General features: G+C 59.6%; 16 protein-coding genes. 3 read left to right on the top strand and 13 right to left on the bottom strand.

Going from position 1 to position 16,442, the window contains the following annotated elements:
* Positions 1-250 precede the first annotated feature (250 nt).
* The 13 genes from A3H92_01930 to A3H92_01870 are packed head-to-tail and all read right to left on the bottom strand — an operon-like array spanning position 251 to position 12,427.
* Positions 251-667 carry a diguanylate cyclase gene (locus A3H92_01930; GenBank protein ID OHC75457.1) on the bottom strand — a complete coding sequence of 139 codons (417 nt, stop codon included), beginning with the start codon at positions 665-667 and terminating at the stop codon, positions 251-253.
* Positions 668-673: 6 nt separating this feature from the next.
* Positions 674-1,447 (bottom strand): short chain dehydrogenase, encoded by a 774-nt coding sequence (locus tag A3H92_01925; protein ID OHC75456.1) that lies wholly within the window; start codon positions 1,445-1,447, stop codon positions 674-676.
* Entirely contained in the window at positions 1,434-1,931 is a 498-nt protein-coding gene (locus A3H92_01920) for an RNA pyrophosphohydrolase (GenBank protein ID OHC75455.1), read from the bottom strand. Before A3H92_01920 ends, A3H92_01925 begins: the two co-directional genes overlap by 14 nt.
* Positions 1,928-3,427 carry a hypothetical protein gene (locus A3H92_01915; protein OHC75454.1) on the bottom strand — a complete coding sequence of 500 codons (1,500 nt, stop codon included), beginning with the start codon at positions 3,425-3,427 and terminating at the stop codon, positions 1,928-1,930. The genes A3H92_01920 and A3H92_01915 overlap by 4 nt, the downstream gene beginning before the upstream one ends.
* The gene (locus A3H92_01910; protein ID OHC75453.1) at positions 3,424-4,758 is read right to left on the bottom strand and encodes a peptidase S41; all 1,335 of its coding nucleotides are present in this window, start codon (positions 4,756-4,758) and stop codon (positions 3,424-3,426) included. Before A3H92_01910 ends, A3H92_01915 begins: the two co-directional genes overlap by 4 nt.
* A complete protein-coding gene (locus tag A3H92_01905; protein ID OHC75452.1) occupies positions 4,755-5,993 on the bottom strand; it encodes a hypothetical protein in 1,239 nt (412 codons plus the stop codon). The genes A3H92_01910 and A3H92_01905 overlap by 4 nt, the downstream gene beginning before the upstream one ends.
* On the bottom strand, positions 5,971-7,545 hold the full coding sequence (locus A3H92_01900) for a phosphoglycerate mutase (2,3-diphosphoglycerate-independent) (protein ID OHC75738.1): 1,575 nt from the start codon (positions 7,543-7,545) through the stop codon (positions 5,971-5,973). Before A3H92_01900 ends, A3H92_01905 begins: the two co-directional genes overlap by 23 nt.
* A gap of 50 nt (positions 7,546-7,595) precedes the next feature.
* Positions 7,596-8,054 carry a 23S rRNA (pseudouridine(1915)-N(3))-methyltransferase RlmH gene (locus tag A3H92_01895; GenBank protein OHC75451.1) on the bottom strand — a complete coding sequence of 153 codons (459 nt, stop codon included), beginning with the start codon at positions 8,052-8,054 and terminating at the stop codon, positions 7,596-7,598.
* Complete coding sequence (locus tag A3H92_01890; protein OHC75450.1) at positions 8,036-8,377, bottom strand: ribosome silencing factor; 342 nt, start codon at positions 8,375-8,377, stop codon at positions 8,036-8,038. Before A3H92_01890 ends, A3H92_01895 begins: the two co-directional genes overlap by 19 nt.
* Before the next feature lie 48 nt (positions 8,378-8,425).
* Positions 8,426-9,016, bottom strand: a complete 591-nt coding sequence (locus A3H92_01885; GenBank protein OHC75449.1) for a nicotinic acid mononucleotide adenylyltransferase — start codon at positions 9,014-9,016, stop codon at positions 8,426-8,428.
* On the bottom strand, positions 9,004-10,275 hold the full coding sequence (locus tag A3H92_01880) for a glutamate-5-semialdehyde dehydrogenase (protein ID OHC75448.1): 1,272 nt from the start codon (positions 10,273-10,275) through the stop codon (positions 9,004-9,006). Before A3H92_01880 ends, A3H92_01885 begins: the two co-directional genes overlap by 13 nt.
* Before the next feature lie 20 nt (positions 10,276-10,295).
* Positions 10,296-11,213, bottom strand: a complete 918-nt coding sequence (locus A3H92_01875) for a glycosyl transferase (GenBank protein ID OHC75447.1) — start codon at positions 11,211-11,213, stop codon at positions 10,296-10,298.
* Positions 11,210-12,427 (bottom strand): glycosyl transferase, encoded by a 1,218-nt coding sequence (locus A3H92_01870; GenBank protein ID OHC75446.1) that lies wholly within the window; start codon positions 12,425-12,427, stop codon positions 11,210-11,212. The genes A3H92_01875 and A3H92_01870 overlap by 4 nt, the downstream gene beginning before the upstream one ends.
* A 16-nt stretch (positions 12,428-12,443) precedes the next feature.
* Here A3H92_01870 and A3H92_01865 point away from each other — a divergent pair, with 16 nt between their 5' ends.
* From A3H92_01865 to A3H92_01855, 3 genes are all read left to right on the top strand, one after another.
* On the top strand, positions 12,444-13,211 hold the full coding sequence (locus tag A3H92_01865; GenBank protein OHC75445.1) for an alpha/beta hydrolase: 768 nt from the start codon (positions 12,444-12,446) through the stop codon (positions 13,209-13,211).
* Positions 13,211-14,212 carry a hypothetical protein gene (locus A3H92_01860; GenBank protein ID OHC75444.1) on the top strand — a complete coding sequence of 334 codons (1,002 nt, stop codon included), beginning with the start codon at positions 13,211-13,213 and terminating at the stop codon, positions 14,210-14,212. Before A3H92_01865 ends, A3H92_01860 begins: the two co-directional genes overlap by 1 nt.
* 1,224 nt (positions 14,213-15,436) lie before the next feature.
* Positions 15,437-16,399: a hypothetical protein gene (locus A3H92_01855; protein ID OHC75443.1), complete on the top strand. Its 963-nt coding sequence runs from the start codon at positions 15,437-15,439 to the stop codon at positions 16,397-16,399.
* Positions 16,400-16,442 lie beyond the last annotated feature (43 nt).

Here is a 16,442-nt window from a genome sequence, read left to right as displayed (position 1 = left end):
TTGCGGTCATGGCCTCAACGGAGCTGTAGGTTTCCTCGTTTTGCCCAATAATTAGGCACTATTCGCAACCCATTGATTTCAAACAATTAATTAAAGCAACAGTCCATCAAGGCCTAAATGTGAAATATTAATAACTAATGTCGAGTCAAACTCGTTAACAAATTCCGCCATGTGGACAACTTTCGATGCGACAAAGCGGCAAACCTCATATTTGCAAGGACTTAGAGGGTCTGTTAGAAGTCAGGTTATATCACTTGGAATTAAATCGTTCGATCTCGACGCCGGCGCCGGCGGCGTCGGTAAAAACATCCATTTTTTCCACTCGCACCCGCGCTGACCGCACCCGGGAATCCGTAAGGCACATGCCGGCAATTTTTTCAGCCATGGTCTCCGCCAGATTGATGTGTCCACAGGCGGCTATTTCGCGCACCCCCGAGGCGATCTTCTCATAACAGACTACGTTGGCGATATCGTCGCCGTGCGCCCCGGCGCTCTCGCGCACCGCCAGATCAAGATTGACGCGGACGTTTTGCGTGTTTTCCCGTTCATGCCCATGGATGCCGATGGAGCATTTCAGAAGCAGGTCACGGATAAAAACATGGCGCAACCCGGCGCGCCCGTCGGCGATTCTCAACGGCTCAACGAGTTTCATTCGAGCGGTTGTCATTACAGATTACTCCCTGGATTCGGCATCATCGCGGCGCCGGCGCCTTCCCAGATGCTCGCCGCCGTCCAGGGCGATCATCTGCCCTGTCATCGACGGCGCGTCAAGGATGAAGGACGCCGCCTCGCCGATTTCCTCCGGGCTGACGCGGCGTTCCAGCGGCAGCGACGCCCATTGTCGCCGGAAAGACTCTTCCGTCTGACGGGAACTGGGCAGGGTCGGCCCCGGCCCGATGGCGTTGACGCGGATGCGCGGCGCCAGCGCCAGCGCCAGGGTCTGGGTCAACGTCCACAACGCCGACTTGCTCAGCGTATACGAGGTAAATTGCGAGGTCAGGTTCCATACGCGCTGATCAATGATATTGATGACGTTGCCTTCCCTCGCGGAGGGCGGTTGCGCCGCAAAGGCCTGGGTCAGCACAAACGGAGCGCGCAGATTGACCTGCATATGAATATCCCAGGACTCGCGGCTGGCGGTTTCCGGGGTGTCGTATTCAAAGACCGAGGCGTTGTTTATAAGAGCGTCCAGCGGGCCGACCTTGGCGATAACGCGGGATATCAGCGAGCCGGTTTCCTCCTCGCTTGCCAGATCGGCCTTGAAAACGTCGGCTTGGCCGCCGGCGATGGCGATATCGGCGGCTAATCGGTCGGCGTCATTTCCCGAATGATTGTAATGGATGGCTACTGTCCAGCGGCGTTCGGCCAGCGCCAGAACAATGGCGCGCCCGATGCGCCTGGCGCCGCCGGTAATCAGGACCGTGCGATGGGGTTTAGTCGGAAGCAAGGCGCCTGAACTCCGATACGATTTTTTCGTAAAGCTCCCGCTTGAAAGGAATGGCCAGCGCCGGCAGCTCCTCAATATCCACCCATTTCCATTCGCTGAACTCGGGATGACTCGTGGCGTTCAGATCAATGTCGCCGTCAACGCCGGTGAATTTAAGGGCGAACCACTTTTGCTTCTGACCACGGTATTTGCCCTTCCAGACGGTTCCGATCAGCTTATCGGGGAGGTCATAAGCGATCCAGGAGGAACCTTTGGCGATAACTTTGTACCTTATGTCCCCGATTTCTTCGGCGACTTCCCTGATCAGGGCCTGGCGCGGCTTTTCACCCTTGTCGATGCCGCCCTGGGGCATTTGCCAGTATTTGCCGGGATTATCAAGGCGTCGGGCGACAAAGACCTTGCCCTCGGCGTTGAACAGGACGGCGCCGACGCCCTTGCGGTAGGGCAGCTTCTTCGGCCTGACCGTGTTTTTGTCGGTCGTCATTTTGCCACCTGTCTGTCGGCGATCGCCGAGATGGGGGCCAGGGCCAGATTTTTGGCCTTGAGAGTGGCCGCCCAGACGGAAAGTCTTTCCAGAGTCGACGGGTTCGGCTCGGCAAAGGCGACGGCGACAACCTTCTCGCGGGCGATTCCCTCCAGTTTGACCAGTTGGGCGTCAATGGCGGCTTTGGACGGGTTCTCGTCCAGGAACAGGTCGCCGATGGCGCGGGGAAGAGAAATCTCGGTGGCGATTTTCGGGGCCGCCGACTTGGCGTTGCCGCCGTTATCGACCAGCATAAGTCCCCTGTTGTTGATCGCCTCAAGCACCGGCCTCAGGGATTTCTCATCGGAGCTGAATTTGGTTCCCATAGCCGTGGCGACGCCGACATAGTTCGTTAAACGGCTGAGAATATGTTCCAGCCGCTCGATGTTTTGCTCCGGTTTGAGGTCGTTTTGCATCGCCAGGGGGCCGGGATCGTGGATCGGGAACTTTTCCGATTCCATGGGAAGGGATAAAAGGATTTCGTGGCCTGCCTTGCGCGCCGCGCCGACCCAGTCGATCAGATCCTTGACATGGGGATCGAAGGCCAGGGTTATTTCGCCGGGGAGCTGCTTGATCGCGGCCTCGGTGGCGGCCTTGCTTAATCCCATTCCGGTGATAATTACGGCAATGCGGGGATTGTTGCCGGGGGCCTCGAAAGGCCGGGCATAAACCTGCCATGGTTTACGGCCGTCAGCGCCGATCTTGGGCAATGCCCCTTGCGGGGTGTCCTCGGTCAACTCCTTAACGGGAAGAACGGAAAGAGGCGTGGCGCCCTTCACTTCGGGGATGTTTTTGAACGACGCCCGCGTCACCGAAGGCGCCGACACGCTCGAACCAGGGTCTCTAACGGTGGCGGCGACGGCGTTCAGCGAGCTTTTGGGTAAAGCCGGTTCTTCCTCGGCATCCTGCGTCTCGGAGGGCGGAGCGTCCTGCGCTTCGGGAGTCGGGGCATCCTGTGCATCGGGGGCGTCCCGGCCTTCTTCCGGTGGAGTAAGGCCGGCGTCCTGGCGGGTTAATTTGACAGCGCCGGGCATTTCTTTGGGCGGCACCGGTTGTATAATTTTGTTGCCGCTTTCCAGTTCACTCGCCGAACTTGTTTCACCGCTTTTTACAACGTCTTCGCCGCCGATGAAAAACCAGACGCCGCCGCCGATCAACGTCAATGCCGTTACGGCTCCGCCGACGGCAATCATCATCAGACGCTTATCGCTTTTGAGTTTGGCGATAAAAGCGCCGCCCTTGAGTTTGGCGAAAAAGGCGCCACCCTTGCTTTTTTTTCCCCTGTCCTTTTTTTTCTTTCCGCCTTCTTCGTCTTCTTCTCCTCCTTCGCTTTCTTCTTCGTCCTCTTCACCTTCTTCTTCGTCATCGTCAACGGATTCTTCCTCGTCGGAATCGTCTTCATCGTCAGAGGTTTTTTTGCCCTTTTTGAATCCTTTGAATTTAAAGGGAAATTTCACTTAGGCTTTCCCGCCAATCTATCCGCATACAAGGACATGCCGCGCAGGAGATCAAACGCCCGTTCCAGTTGGTAGTCCTGCTTTTTCTTTTTATCATCGGCGAGGCCGGGGTCTTTGGCGGCGTTGTCACCGCCCTTGTCGCCGTCAGTCCCCTTGCCGTTCTCGTTTTCAAGCGCTCCGCGCAGGTCCGCCTCGCGGCGTTGCTCCCCCTTCTCAAGAAGTTCGATCTTGGCCTGCTCGACGATGATATCCGGGGTAATGCCCATTCCCTGGATGGAGGTTCCCGACGGCGTGTAGTAGCGCGCCGTGGTCAGCCGCATGGCGCCTTGTCCGGAAAGCGGAATGACCGTCTGCACCGAGCCTTTGCCGAAGGACTTGACGCCGAGCACAATGGCGCGGCGATGGTCCTGCAAAGCGCCGGCGACAATTTCTGACGCCGACGCCGAGCCGCCGTTGATGAGAACCACGATCGGCAGGCCGTTGGCCTCGTCGCCGGGACGGGCGTTATAGCGCTGGGTCTTGTCGGCATAGCGCGATCTGGTCGAGACGATCTCGCCCTTGTCAAGAAAGGCGTCGGAGACATTTACCGCCTGATCGAGGAGACCGCCGGGATTATTGCGAAGATCAAGCACGATCCCCTGCAACTCGCTCCCCAGTTTTGCCTTGAAATCATCCATGGCCTTTTTCACGCCCTTGTCCGACTGCTCGTTGAACGAGGTAATGCGCAAATATCCGATCTTGCCGTCAACGTTTGAACGAACCGAGTCGACCTTGACAATGGCGCGGGTCAGAGTGACATCGAAAGGCTTGCTGTCCTTGCGCATAATCGTCAGCACCAGATCGGTGCCGACACGTCCGCGCATCTTGTCAACGGCCTGGGCCAGCGTCATTCCCTGCACCGGCACATTGTCAAGGTGAGTGATCAGGTCGCCGGCCATGATTCCGGCGTGAAACGCCGGGGTGTCGTCGATGGGCGAGATCACCTTGACCAGCCCGTCCGACATGGTGACCTGGATGCCCAGTCCCCCGAACTCGCCTTTGGTCTGTACCTGCATCTCCTGATAGCTCTTGGCGTTGAGATAGCTTGAATGGGGATCAAGCGCCGACAACATGCCGGTGATGGCGGATTCGATCAGGTCCTGGTCGGTCGGCGCCTCCACATAGTCGGAACGCACCCGCTCAAAAACATCGCCGAACAGGTTAAGAAGCCGATAGGTCTCGGCGTTCTTGTCCGGTTTGTCCGCCGTTTTATCAGCCGCTTCCTCCGCCTTGAGAGGAGACGTCAACAGGAAGCACGCCAGCGCCGCCGTCGGGAACCATATATATTTCATCCGCTTACCCTACTTTTGCGCGCCGCCAGCCACGGCAGAGGATTAATCGACCGACCGTCACGGCGCAGTTCAACATACAAGGCGGGATCGCCGGTATCGGCGTTTCCCATGACTCCGACCGGCTCGCCGCCCAGCACACGCTGTCCGATGACGCCGTCGATGCGGCCCATGCCCGCAAGAAGGCTATGATATCCCTCACTGTGTTCGATGATCAAGAGTTGCCCATACCCTCGAAATTGACCGGCAAAAACAACGCGCCCCTCGAACGGCGCTACAACCTGCGCGCCGGAGCGGGTTTTTATCGTGATGCCTTTGCTGGTCAGGCCGGCGTCGGTGGCCTGACCATACTGTTCCGCCAGTTGTCCGACAACCGGAAAAGGAAGGGTTCCCATGGCTTTTTTTATGGAAGGGGTTTGAACTTCGGGAGCGGGAATTTCTACGGAGGGGCTTTTAATAACGGGAGCGGCCCTTTGCGCGCTGTTGGACGGCGATGTCGGAATTCTCAATGCGCTTTTTATATTTTCGTCTTCCAGGCGGTTCAGAAGATCGCGCAGATTCTTTGCCTGGGCGGCCAGTTCCATTGTCCGTTCAATCGCTTTGCTGTGTTCGCTATCCGTTTGTTTTTTAAGCTCGGCCTTGCGATCTATCAGATCATCCATTCTCGCCCGCTGTTTTTTCAGTTCGCCGACGGCCGCCGCCATCTCCGTCTGCCGCCTGACCGCCTCGCTGCGCGCCCTGGCCAGTTCGGCCAGTTCCAGACGCAATCGTTCGGCGTGAAGTTCAATCATGGGAACGGCGGAGCGCAGCAATATGGCGCTTCGCACCGTGTCGGTCGGGCTTAAGGGTTGGACAAAAAGCGCCTCGGGAGGACGCCTGGCCAACCGCTGAAGCGCCGCCAGCACATTAATGAGGCGGCTCCGACCTTGGCCGAGGCCGGCGCTTTTATCCTTTTCTTCGATAGTCAGTTCTTTGAGGCGGTTTTCCAGCCATTCAATATCCGCTTCGTGTTCCTGGATAATTTTTGCGGTTGATACGGATTCTTCGCGCATCCGATTAATGTCGCCCTCAATATCAATGGTCTTTTGCTGAAGCTCGCGGCCTTCCTCAAGCCCTTTGTCAAGGGCGCGCTCAACATCCTTGAGTTGCGAACCTGTATCGACGGCCCATGCCTGCGGCGCTAACGCCAGACCCAGCAGCAGGCCCAACAGAAATCTAAACGCCCGACGCATTTTCATTTTCCACGATGAGGGAGCGCCCGGTCATTTCGTCGGGCGGAGGAAGCCCCATCAGCCGCAGCATCGTCGGCGCCACGTCGGCAAGGCGACCGTTGCGGAGCGCGCAGGACGGCCCGTTGATCAAAACTATCGGCACAGGATTTAAGGTATGGGCGGTATGCGGCTGTTCGGTTTCGTGGTCAATCATCTGTTCGCAGTTGCCGTGGTCGGCGGTGACCAGCATCACGCCGCCCGCTTTTATGATTGCAGCCTCCAGACGACCCAGGCACATATCAATGGTTTCCGTCGCCTGAACGGCGGCGGAAAGGAACCCGGTATGGCCGACCATGTCGCCGTTGGCGTAATTGACGACGATAAGGTCGAAGCGACCGGACAAGATGGCCTTTACCAGCTTATCGGTCACTTCGATGGCCGACATCGCCGGTTGCAGGTCGTAAGTGGCGACCTTGGGCGACGCCACCAGGATGCGTTCCTCGCCGGGAAATACTTTCTCCCGTCCGCCGTTGAAGAAAAAAGTGACGTGAGCGTATTTCTCGGTCTCGGAGATGCGAAGCTGCTTCAAACCGGCGTTCGACACGACTTCTCCCAGGCCGTCGGCGAGTTCGCGGGGCGGAAATATGCTCTCAAATAATTCATCAAGGCGATGCGAGTAACTTTCCATGCCGACAAGAGCCGAGAAGTTGATCAGGCGTCGGCGTTTGAAGCCGTCGAATGATTTGTCCGTCAGCGCGTGCAGAAGCTCGCGGGCGCGGTCGGCGCGGAAGTTGGCGTGAAGAATGCCGTCGCCGTCCTTCATGCCGCGAAAGCCGTCGATCACGCACGGCATTATGAATTCGTCGTTAAGGCCGGCGTCATAGCCGTTGTTGATCGCCGTCAGCGGGTCGGAAGCCGCGTCTCCTTCCGCCTCGGTCAACGCCAGAAAGGCCTTCTCGACTCTCGGCCAGCGGTTGTCCCGATCCATGCCGTAATAGCGCCCGCCGATGGTGGCGACGGCAAGGCCGTGAATATCAGCGGTATCGGCGAGGAATCGTTCCATATAATCCTTGGCGCTCCTCGGCGGCGTATCGCGTCCGTCAAGAAAAGCGTGGACGGCAACCGCCACGCCAGCGCCGCAGATGATGCGCGCCAGCGCCGCCATATGGTCCTGGTGGGAATGCACCCCTCCCGGCGACAGCAGACCCAACATATGGCAGACGCCGCCGCTTTTTTTCAGGCCGGCGATCAGGTTTACCAGCGCCGGCCTTGTCGCCAGCGTGTCGCCGGCGACCGCCTCGTCGATTTGCGGCAGATCCTGAAGGACGACGCGCCCGGCGCCCAGATTCATGTGGCCGACCTCGGAATTGCCCATCTGCCCCGCCGGCAGTCCTACCTCGCCGCCCGAGGCGTCAAGGGCGGCATGAGGGAAGTTCTTCAGGAAGCGGTCCCAGTTGGGGGTATCGCCGAGGGCGATGGCGTTGCCGTCGCTCTCCGCTCTCGCCCCCCACCCGTCAAGAATACAAAGAACGGCGGGGCGAGGACGGTCGGCGAAAACGTTTTTCGGCGCGTTGTGCATGGTCATAATATAGACCGAACCAGAGCGGTTTGCGACCAGATTGAATCGTCCTATTCCCGATGATAGGGGTGGCCGGAAAGAATGCACTGGGCGCGGTAAAGCTGCTCGGCGAGAAGCCCCCGCGCCAGCATGTGCGGCCATGTCATGGGGCCGAGGGACAGCGCCAGATCGACACGTCCCAAAACCTTGTCGTCAAGGCCGTTCGCCCCGCCGATGAGAAAGGCCAGGTCGTGGACGCCCCTGTCGCGCCATTCTCCGATTTTGACGGCCAATGCGTTACTGGAAAGAGTTTTTCCCTTTTCGTCCATCGCCACTACGGCGGCGCCTTTGGGAACGGCGTCCAGCAGAAGCCGTCCTTCCCGCTCCATCAACTCGACCGGCGTCAAAGAGCGTTTTTCCTGAACTTCCCTGAGAACCGGCGGCGGCGACAGACGGGCGGCGAAGCGCTCGAACAAAGCGCGTTCAGGACCTTGCCCGGCGCGTCCGACGGCTATGATGTGGTAACGCACGCAGCGGATTCGGGCTGAACGTCGCCCCACAATTTCTCCAGGTTATAGAAGGCGCGCAGTTCGGGGCGGAATAGATGAACGATGACGTCGCCGGCGTCGACCAGCACCCAGTCGCACTGGTCTACCCCCTCGAATGAGACCTTTTTGACGCCGCCGGCTTTGATTCTTTCGCCGAGGCGCTCGGCCATGGCGCTGATCTGGCGCTTCGAGGCGCCGCCGGCGATGACCATATAATCGGCAAAGTCGGTCTTGCCGGCCAATGTGATAACGACGACGTCCTGAGCCTTGTCGTCATCAAGGGATGTTTCCACCAGTTTCAGCAGCTCCGCTGCCTTTGGCGGCTTGATTTTGCGTCGTGGTATGATCTTCTCCTATCTGTTTCTTTTTTGCCGTTTGCGTATGCGCGTGGCCGATTCCGCATCGGTCCCGGCGCGTAAAAAAATCCATGCCGGCGGCGTCATCTCGGCCAGCGAACCGGCGCGTGACCCCGGCGCCCTGGCTTCGGCGAAATGTATTGCCGCTTCAGCCTTGCGCGCCCTTGAAGAATAAGAGGGGCGCGGAAAAACTGCAATGGGGACCATCCTGAAAAAAGTCCGCCACTTTTTCCAGCGATGAAACAAGATCAGATTGTCGGCGCCCATGAGCCAGACGAATCGATTATCGGCGAACCGTAAAATCAGTTCGCCGAGGGTATCGACGCTGTAGCGGGAGCCGATTTCGTTTTCGATGCCGGAAACGATGATGGGCAGTTTGCAATCCTTGACCGCCGCTTTTGCCGAGGCCATCCTTTCGGCGAACGGGGCCATGTCTTCGGGCGATTTCAAAGGATTGCCGGGGGACACCAGCCACCACACTTCGTCCAGCCTCAGAAGGTCAAGGGCCAGTTTGCTGATATGCAGGTGGCCGCCGTGGGCCGGGTTGAAGGAGCCGCCGAGCAGCCCGATTCTCCTCATGGCCGGCATTGGCCCGAACCCCGGACCAGATACTTGAAGCTGGTCAGTTGTTCAACGCCGACCGGCCCCCGGGCGTGCAGCTTGCCGGTCGAGATGCCGATTTCGGCGCCCATGCCGAACTCGCCGCCGTCGGCGTACTGGGTGGAGGCGTTGACCATAACGATGGCGCTGTCCACTCGATTAAGAAACGTCTCGGCGGCGGCGGCGTCCTCGGTGATGATGGCTTCGGTATGCTGCGAGGAGTGACGGCGGATATGTTCTATCGCCTCATCAACGCCGTCAACTATCGCCACCGAGATGACGGCGTCCAGGTATTCGGTGTCCCAGTCCTTGTCGTCGGCGGCGGTAACGCGGGAGTCAAGCGCCATGACCTCGCTGTCGCCGCGCACTTCGCAGCCGGCTTCGATCAGGTCGTTGATGATCGGCGGCAGGTGAGAAGCGGCGACGGCGCGATCCACCAGCAGAGTCTCGGTAGCGCCGCAAATGCCGGTGCGCCGCATCTTGGCGTTAAGCACCACGCGCCGCGCCATGTCCGGGTCCGCCGCTTTATCAACGTAGGTGTGGCAGATGCCTTCCAGATGCTTGAACAGGGGGATTTTACTTTCCGCCGTCAGGCGCTCAATCAGCGCCTTGCCGCCGCGAGGAATGATGACGTCGATATATTCGGTCAGGGCCAGCATCGCGCCGACCGCCGCCCGGTCTCGCGTCGGCACCAGTTGGATGGAGGCGGCGGGCAGCCCGGCGGCGGCAAGCCCTGCGGCCAATGACTCCATGATGGCGCGGGACGAATGAAAGCTCTCCGAGCCGCCGCGCAGGATGACGGCGTTGCCCGCCTTGAGGCACAGCGCTCCGGCGTCGGCGGTGACGTTAGGCCGTGATTCGTAGATAACCCCGATGACTCCCAGCGGCGTCCGCACCCGCGAAATGGCAAGGCCGTTGGGCCGCTCCCACGCCGCCATCACCTCGCCTACCGGGTCCTTCAGCCCGGCGATGGCCTCCAGCCCCAAGGCCATGGCTTCGATGCGTCCCTCGTTCAGCATCAGGCGATCCAGCAACGCCTTGGAAAGCATCTTGTCGGCGCCGGCTTTCATGTCCAGGGCGTTGGCCTCAAGAATTTCCCGGAGGCGCGTCCTGATCGAAGCGGCGCTTTCCCGTAAGGCAAAATCCTTGGCCGTTGTCGAGGCGCAGGCCAGCGCTTCTCCCGCCTTCCTGGCGGCGACGCCGATGCCCCGCATCAAGGATGCTATGTCTTTATCCGCAGCGTTCATTGTTATCCCCATCGCCTCCTTCACACTTTCAGCGCCGACATTACCTCGTCTATTTCCAGATCGTCCAGCTTGCCGCGCCGCAGGATGGTGACGTCCCGTCCGCGTTGGGCGCACAAGGCGGGATCGGAGGCGGCGGAATAAAGAACGACCGAAGGGCAGCCGGCGGCGGCGATCAGGTGCATGGGGCCGGTGTCGTTGCCGAGGGCGCACTTCGCATCCCCGGCCATAACGGCGATGTCCTGAAAGGTGGTCTGACCGGCCAAGCTTACCGACTCCCGGCATTTATCGGCGATGGCTTCCATGATTTCGATTTCCGCGTCGCCGCCCAGTAATACAGGCTGAATGTCTTTTTCAGCCAGACGTTTTACCACCTCCAGGTAGCGGCGATAGGGCCAGCGCTTGGCCGGGCGTCCGGGAGCGCCGCCGGGAGCGAGCAGGGCATAGGACGCCGAAAGGCCGAAGCGGGAAACATCGGCCTCGGCCCACGACAGGTCGGGAGGCGGCGTCTTTGCGATGCCGGCCATGGCCAACTGTTCGGCCTGGCGCTCGATAGTGTGCATGAAATCCCGCCCGGGGTTGGCGTGGGGGTGCGAGCAGCCGGCGGCGACGCCCGACCACTCCGGTTTCGGACCCGGCCATAACAGGTGGAAATATCGGCAACTGCGATCCGAGGTTTGCAGGTCGTAGATTCTTGCGAACCCGCCGGAGCGCAGGCGGCGCCGCAGTTTCAGCCACTTGCCGACGACAAGGCCTTTCGCTTTGTCATCAAGCCATACCTCGTCGAAATAGCCGCAGGCCTCGGCAAATTCAGCATAGGGCGCGGTGGTCAGCAAGGTGATGCGGGCGTCGCGGTGGTGGGAGCGAATGGCGGCGAACGGCCCCAGCGCCTGCACAAAGTCGCCGAGCGCCCCCAGCTTGATCACCAGAATCCCGGTCATTCGCCTCCGGCTTTCAGGTGCAGGATTTCGTTATAGACCTCCAGTGTCCCGGCGCACATGGCGCTCCTGGAAAAGTTTTCCCGCACGTTTGCGATCGCCTTCTCCGCCAGATTCTTGCGGGCCGGTTCTTTGATCTCCAGCACATGGGCGAGGGCGGCGGCCAGAGCGTCCGCGTCGCCGGGCGGAATCAACCAGCCGGTCTCGCCGTTAATAATCGTCTCCCGCGCTCCGCCGTGATCGGTGGCGATCACCGGGCGGCCGAGGGCCTGGGCCTCAGGCGCCACCCGGCCGAAGGCCTCGGGTTCGATTGAGGCGGAAACCACCACGTCACAAAGCATATAGGCCGCCGGCATGTCGGTGCAGTGATCGACAAAGCGCACCACCTCGCCCAGATTGTATTTACTGACGAGATTCTCTAGTTCATGGCGATAGGCTTTACGGCCCTGGTCCGAGCCGACCAGTATGCAGCGGAGATTGCGGCTTTTCAGCTTGGCGACGGCTTCGATCAACACCGTCTGCCCTTTCCAGCGCGTCAGCCGTCCGGGAAGCATGACCACCGGCATGCCGTCGCCCAGGCGCCAGCGGGCGGCAAGGGCGACGACCCGCTCGGGGTTGATTTTGGCGGAGTCAAAGCTGTTGAGGTCAACGCCCCGGTGAATGATGCGGATTTTTGATGTCGGCACGCCGTAAATCTGGCGGATATGTCCGGCGATAAAAGATGAAATGGCGATCACCCGCTCGCCCCGCGTCATTATTGAATTATAGTAACGCTTGAGCCGGTTGCCGCAGGAGTAGGTTCCGTGAAAGGTAGTGACGAAGTGAACGCCGGCGCGTTTGGCGGCGAAATAGGAACTCCACGCCGGCGCCCGGGAGCGGGCGTGAACGATATCGACGCCCTGGTCCTTGATCAACCGCGTCAGCCGGCCGATGTTGGCGAACATCACCAGCGGGTTCTTGCTGTCGACGGGGAGGGTGAAATGCTCGGCGCGGGCGCGCTTGAGGTCATGAACCATGATTCCGCCGCCGGAAGCCACTAAAGCGCGACCGCCGGCGGCGGAGATGGCGGCGGCAATCTCCACCGCGCCGCGTTCGACGCCGCCGCCGGCGCCTAACGCCGGCAATACCTGCAACACGGTGGCAAAGCGCTCCGCCCCGCCGATGACTTGTGGTTTTTCCGCCGGAGCAACAATGGCGCTATCCGAGGTTTCGTCCATCGTCTAAAAGATCACCATGACTGAAGTCTCAACTCCCCTTGACGCGCCGCCGAGTTCGGCATCCCGCGACGACGGCTCGACTATCGCCTACCACCGCGCCTCTGGCAAGTCTCCAGGCGTGATGTTTCTCACCGGCTTCATGTCCGACATGAGCGGCGGCAAGGCGCTGCATCTGGAAAAATACTGTCGCGCCCGAGGCCGGGCGTTTCTGCGCTTTGACTATCAGGGCCACGGCGCGTCCTCAGGCGCCTTCAAGGACGGAACCATAGGCCGTTGGGTCGATGACGCCGTCTTTGCCCTTGACCGACTGACCGAGGGGCCGCAGGTGCTGGTAGGCTCGTCAATGGGCGGCTGGATCATGCTGCTGGCCGCCTTGCGCCGGCCGGAGCGCGTCGCCGGCCTGCTCGGCGTCGCCGCCGCTCCCGACTTCACCGAAGACATGATCGGCGACCGGTTGACGACGGAACAAAGGGAATGTATCCGACGTGACGGTTTTGTTTCCATTCCGGGCGCCTGCGGCGACAAGCCCCACGTCGTCACCGGCAAACTGCTGGAAGACGGAAGCCGCCATCTGTTGCTGAGAAAGATCATCCCTGTTATCTGCCCGGTGCGGCTGATCCACGGTATGAAAGACGAAGACGTGTCTTGGCAAACTTCATTGCGCCTTTCACAAATGCTGACCTCCGACGATGTGGAGCTTACTTTGGTCAAGAACGGCGGCCACCGTCTGGCGGAGCCGGACGATCTGGACCGCCTGACCGCTGTCCTGGAAGGACTGCTTTAATGGAAAAACGCCCTTCCACCGTGCTGGTTTATGTGGGACTGGATCGGGTCGGCGATTCGTTGCTCAAGCTGCCTTTCGTCAGGGGCCTGAGAACCGCCTTTCCCGAGGCCCGCATCACCTGGCTCGCCGGCAAGGAAACCAGCGTCTACGCCACGATCATGGCCCCCGTGGCGGCGGGACTGCTGGACGAGGTCATCGAGAACGCCGGCGTCGGCCGAACCCCCGGCGAGTTGTGGCGACGCCCCCTGAACGGGCGGCGCTTCGATTTGATCATCGACACCCAAAGGATTTTATGGGCCAGCCTGTCCTTGTGGCGCATCCCCCATCAAACCTTCATTTCACCGGCGGCGCGCTTTATGCTGTCGTCGAAAAAACCGCCGAAGGGTTATCGATTTCCTCCCTCCATGCAGCGCCAGATGCTGGACCTGCTGGAACTGGCCTCCGGCCGCTGTTTCGCGACGCCGGAAGTCCTGGACCTGGAGCCGGGGCGGACGGCGGCGGAGGCGGCGGCGCGGCTGTTGCCGGACGGCCCCGTCTATGTCGGCATCGCTCCCGGTTCGGGCGGCGCCCCTAAATGCTGGCCCCTTAACAACTTCGTCGCGCTTGCCGGGGAACAGGCGGCGCGGGGGCGGATTCCGGTATTCGTTCTCGGCCCGAAAGAAGCAGACTGGAAAGACGATCTGCAACGCGACGTCCCCGAGGCCTTGTTTCCCCTGCAAACGGAAAACCACGACTTTTCGCCCCTGTTCACCATTGCCCTCGCCAAGCGATTCGCGGCGGCGGTGGCCAATGATTCAGGCGCCGGCCACATGTTCGCCGTCAGCGGAACGCCGCTGGTTTCCCTGTTCGGGCGCACGGCGGCGGAAAAGTTCAGGCCGATGAGCCGCCGCCTCACCATCATCAAGGCCCAGGATTACGGCGGTCGCGAACTCTGCTTTATTCCGGTGGATTCGGTGATCGAGGCCGTGGAAAAAGCGCTTGAGAGCGACTCATTGACATAGCGCCGCTATTTGACGTAATCGGCGGCAACAGGCCGTTTTAACCACGTTAAATGATGAATTAACCACGTTAGATGACGAATTAACCATGGTGAATCGGCCTTAAGTCATTGATATCAAACAAAACCACTATCAAAAACTTCGTAAAATGTCGTCATTTGTCATCATTTGTCGTCATTTTGCCCCTCTTTATCAAGGAGACGCCGTCCGCTTTCCCCTCCTTACCAAGGAGGGGTTGGGGGGAGGTTGTTCCGGCGGTTTAAGCGCCGACCATCCCGACCAATGCCTATTTACAATGTCCAACATCCGCATCCGTCCCTGCGAGTTTATTGCAAGGAACATATAGCGAATATAGCCGATGAATTTGCTAAAGGCAAGGATTAATTTCCGGGAATAAATCGGATTAAACGTAGGGGCCGATAACACCCGGCGCCTTATGCCGGCGGCTTTAAAGAGTGACTCATCGTCAGTGGGTAGAGAAGAATTTCTCCCCCTTGCTTCAAGGGGGAGGTCAGGAGGGGGTAAGGGTAACCTCCCCTAACCCCTCCTTCGTAAGGAGGGGAAAGTGCTGAGGCCGCTATGGGTCAATAATTATTGCCGCTGGTATTATCAAGCCCTTCCCCAAAAACTGAAGCCCAAAACATTCAAGTCATTGAAGTGATTCCGGAATCTGCCTTTTTGAAGTGAACCGATGATTTTTCGGGAAGACTCTTCCCGCCGCCCGTCATTGCGAGAAAGCGAAGCCGACGAAGCAATCCAGCCTACGCCGCTTGCCTCCTGCGTCGCTGATGTTCGTGATCGCAATGACGGCAATGAAACGGCTTACCTTTCATCATGCTTTCGCGTCTTAGCGTCTTCGCGTGAAACATGGTCTGTTCACGCGAAGACGCAAAGGCGCCAAGTCATTTTGGCCGCCGTCAAGTCCGCGCCGGGCCGCAGCCCTCCTCGTCTTTGCGAGGATTGCGAGAAGCGGAGCGACGAAGCAAGACGAAGCAACCCATGAAGCGTTTGTTGTTATCTGGATTGCCTCCCGCGTCCCGCGTCGCTGATGCTCGCGGTCGCGGTCGCAATGACGGCAAGGTGGCCGCAGCTTATCCTCGACTTTTTTGCTGAAATTTTTGGGGAAGGCCCTGGATTAAACGTAGAGGCCGATAACACCCGGCGCCCTATGCCTTGTTCCACCCGCCGCCGCAGCTTAAGGTGGTGAGGGATAAAGGGGCTTCGGCAATGAGCGACCTCATTCAATATTGGAAGGATAACCACGAGTGGCTTGCGCCGCTCCTTGCGTCTCTTGCAATTATTGGAGGGGGGCTTGCTTGGGTAATCAATCTACTTAAGGCCAAGCCTGATCCGGGTACTGCCGGCGTTGATCTGGCCATCAAGGCGTTGATCGCCCGGCTTCAGGAAAAGATGGGCGAGGTCGCCGACAAAGATCAACAAATCCGGCAGTTGAAAGAAACCGTCGAGGCGCTGAAAGCGCAATCAGGCCCCGGCATCGCCGAGGCCATGGCGGAGTTGGCGACGGGCAATACGGCAAAGGCCGAGGCCATCTTCCGGCGCGTCATTGACGCCAAAACAGAAGAAGGCGGAGCGGCCTACAAGCAAGCCGCCGCTGCTGCCCGCCACCTCGGCGCTCTCGCCTACCTGCACGATACCGACAAGGCCCTTGTCGCCTACCGTCAGGCGGTGAATCTGGACCCGGACGACGCGGACGGCTGGAATCAACTGGGGCATCTGTTAAGGCGAATCGGCAGCCTGGACGAAGCCGTAAAGGCCTACGAGAAAGTGCTGACCCTGGGTAACCAGGTCAAAGACAAATCCGTCATAGCTATGGCCCTAGGCAACCTGGGCAATGTCTACCAAACACGCGGCGATCTCGACAAGGCCGAGGAGTTCTACCTGAAATCATTGGCGATTGAGAAAGAGTTGGGCGGCAAGGAGGGCATGGCGTCCGACTACGGCAACCTGGGCCTGATCTATAAAACACGCGGCGATCTCGACAAGGCCGAGGAGTTCCTTTTGAAAGCGCTGGCGCTCCATAAAGAGTTGGGCGGCAAGAAAGGCATGGCGTCCGACTACGGCAACCTGGGCTTGATCCACCAAACACGCGGCGATCTCGACAAGGCCGAGGAGTTCCTTTTGAAAGCGCTGGCGCTCCATAAAGAGTCGACCGTTAATAAGCCGGGTTGAGTGCTGATTGAGGCATTATTACGACCCATATGGCGGCGATGAT

Source organism: Rhodospirillales bacterium RIFCSPLOWO2_02_FULL_58_16 (assembly GCA_001830425.1).
Taxonomy (GTDB): Bacteria; Pseudomonadota; Alphaproteobacteria; order Rhodospirillales; family 2-02-FULL-58-16; genus 2-02-FULL-58-16.
This window is presented reverse-complemented; position numbering and strand designations above follow the sequence as displayed.

Excerpts from the sequence above, each read along its gene's own strand:
- A3H92_01885 (OHC75449.1), bottom strand. The coding sequence starts at position 9,016 with ATGCCGGCCATGAGGAGAATCGGGCTGCTCGGCGGCTCCTTCAACCCG.
- A3H92_01880 (OHC75448.1), bottom strand. The coding sequence starts at position 10,275 with ATGAACGCTGCGGATAAAGACATAGCATCCTTGATGCGGGGCATCGGC.
- A3H92_01860 (OHC75444.1), top strand. The coding sequence starts at position 13,211 with ATGGAAAAACGCCCTTCCACCGTGCTGGTTTATGTGGGACTGGATCGG.
- A3H92_01875 (OHC75447.1), bottom strand. The coding sequence starts at position 11,213 with ATGACCGGGATTCTGGTGATCAAGCTGGGGGCGCTCGGCGACTTTGTG.
- A3H92_01930 (OHC75457.1), bottom strand. The coding sequence starts at position 667 with ATGACAACCGCTCGAATGAAACTCGTTGAGCCGTTGAGAATCGCCGAC.
- A3H92_01920 (OHC75455.1), bottom strand. The coding sequence starts at position 1,931 with ATGACGACCGACAAAAACACGGTCAGGCCGAAGAAGCTGCCCTACCGC.
- A3H92_01855 (OHC75443.1), top strand. The coding sequence starts at position 15,437 with ATGAGCGACCTCATTCAATATTGGAAGGATAACCACGAGTGGCTTGCG.
- A3H92_01870 (OHC75446.1), bottom strand. The coding sequence starts at position 12,427 with ATGGACGAAACCTCGGATAGCGCCATTGTTGCTCCGGCGGAAAAACCA.
- A3H92_01910 (OHC75453.1), bottom strand. The coding sequence starts at position 4,758 with ATGAAATATATATGGTTCCCGACGGCGGCGCTGGCGTGCTTCCTGTTG.
- A3H92_01865 (OHC75445.1), top strand. The coding sequence starts at position 12,444 with ATGACTGAAGTCTCAACTCCCCTTGACGCGCCGCCGAGTTCGGCATCC.
- A3H92_01900 (OHC75738.1), bottom strand. The coding sequence starts at position 7,545 with ATGCACAACGCGCCGAAAAACGTTTTCGCCGACCGTCCTCGCCCCGCC.
- A3H92_01905 (OHC75452.1), bottom strand. The coding sequence starts at position 5,993 with ATGAAAATGCGTCGGGCGTTTAGATTTCTGTTGGGCCTGCTGCTGGGT.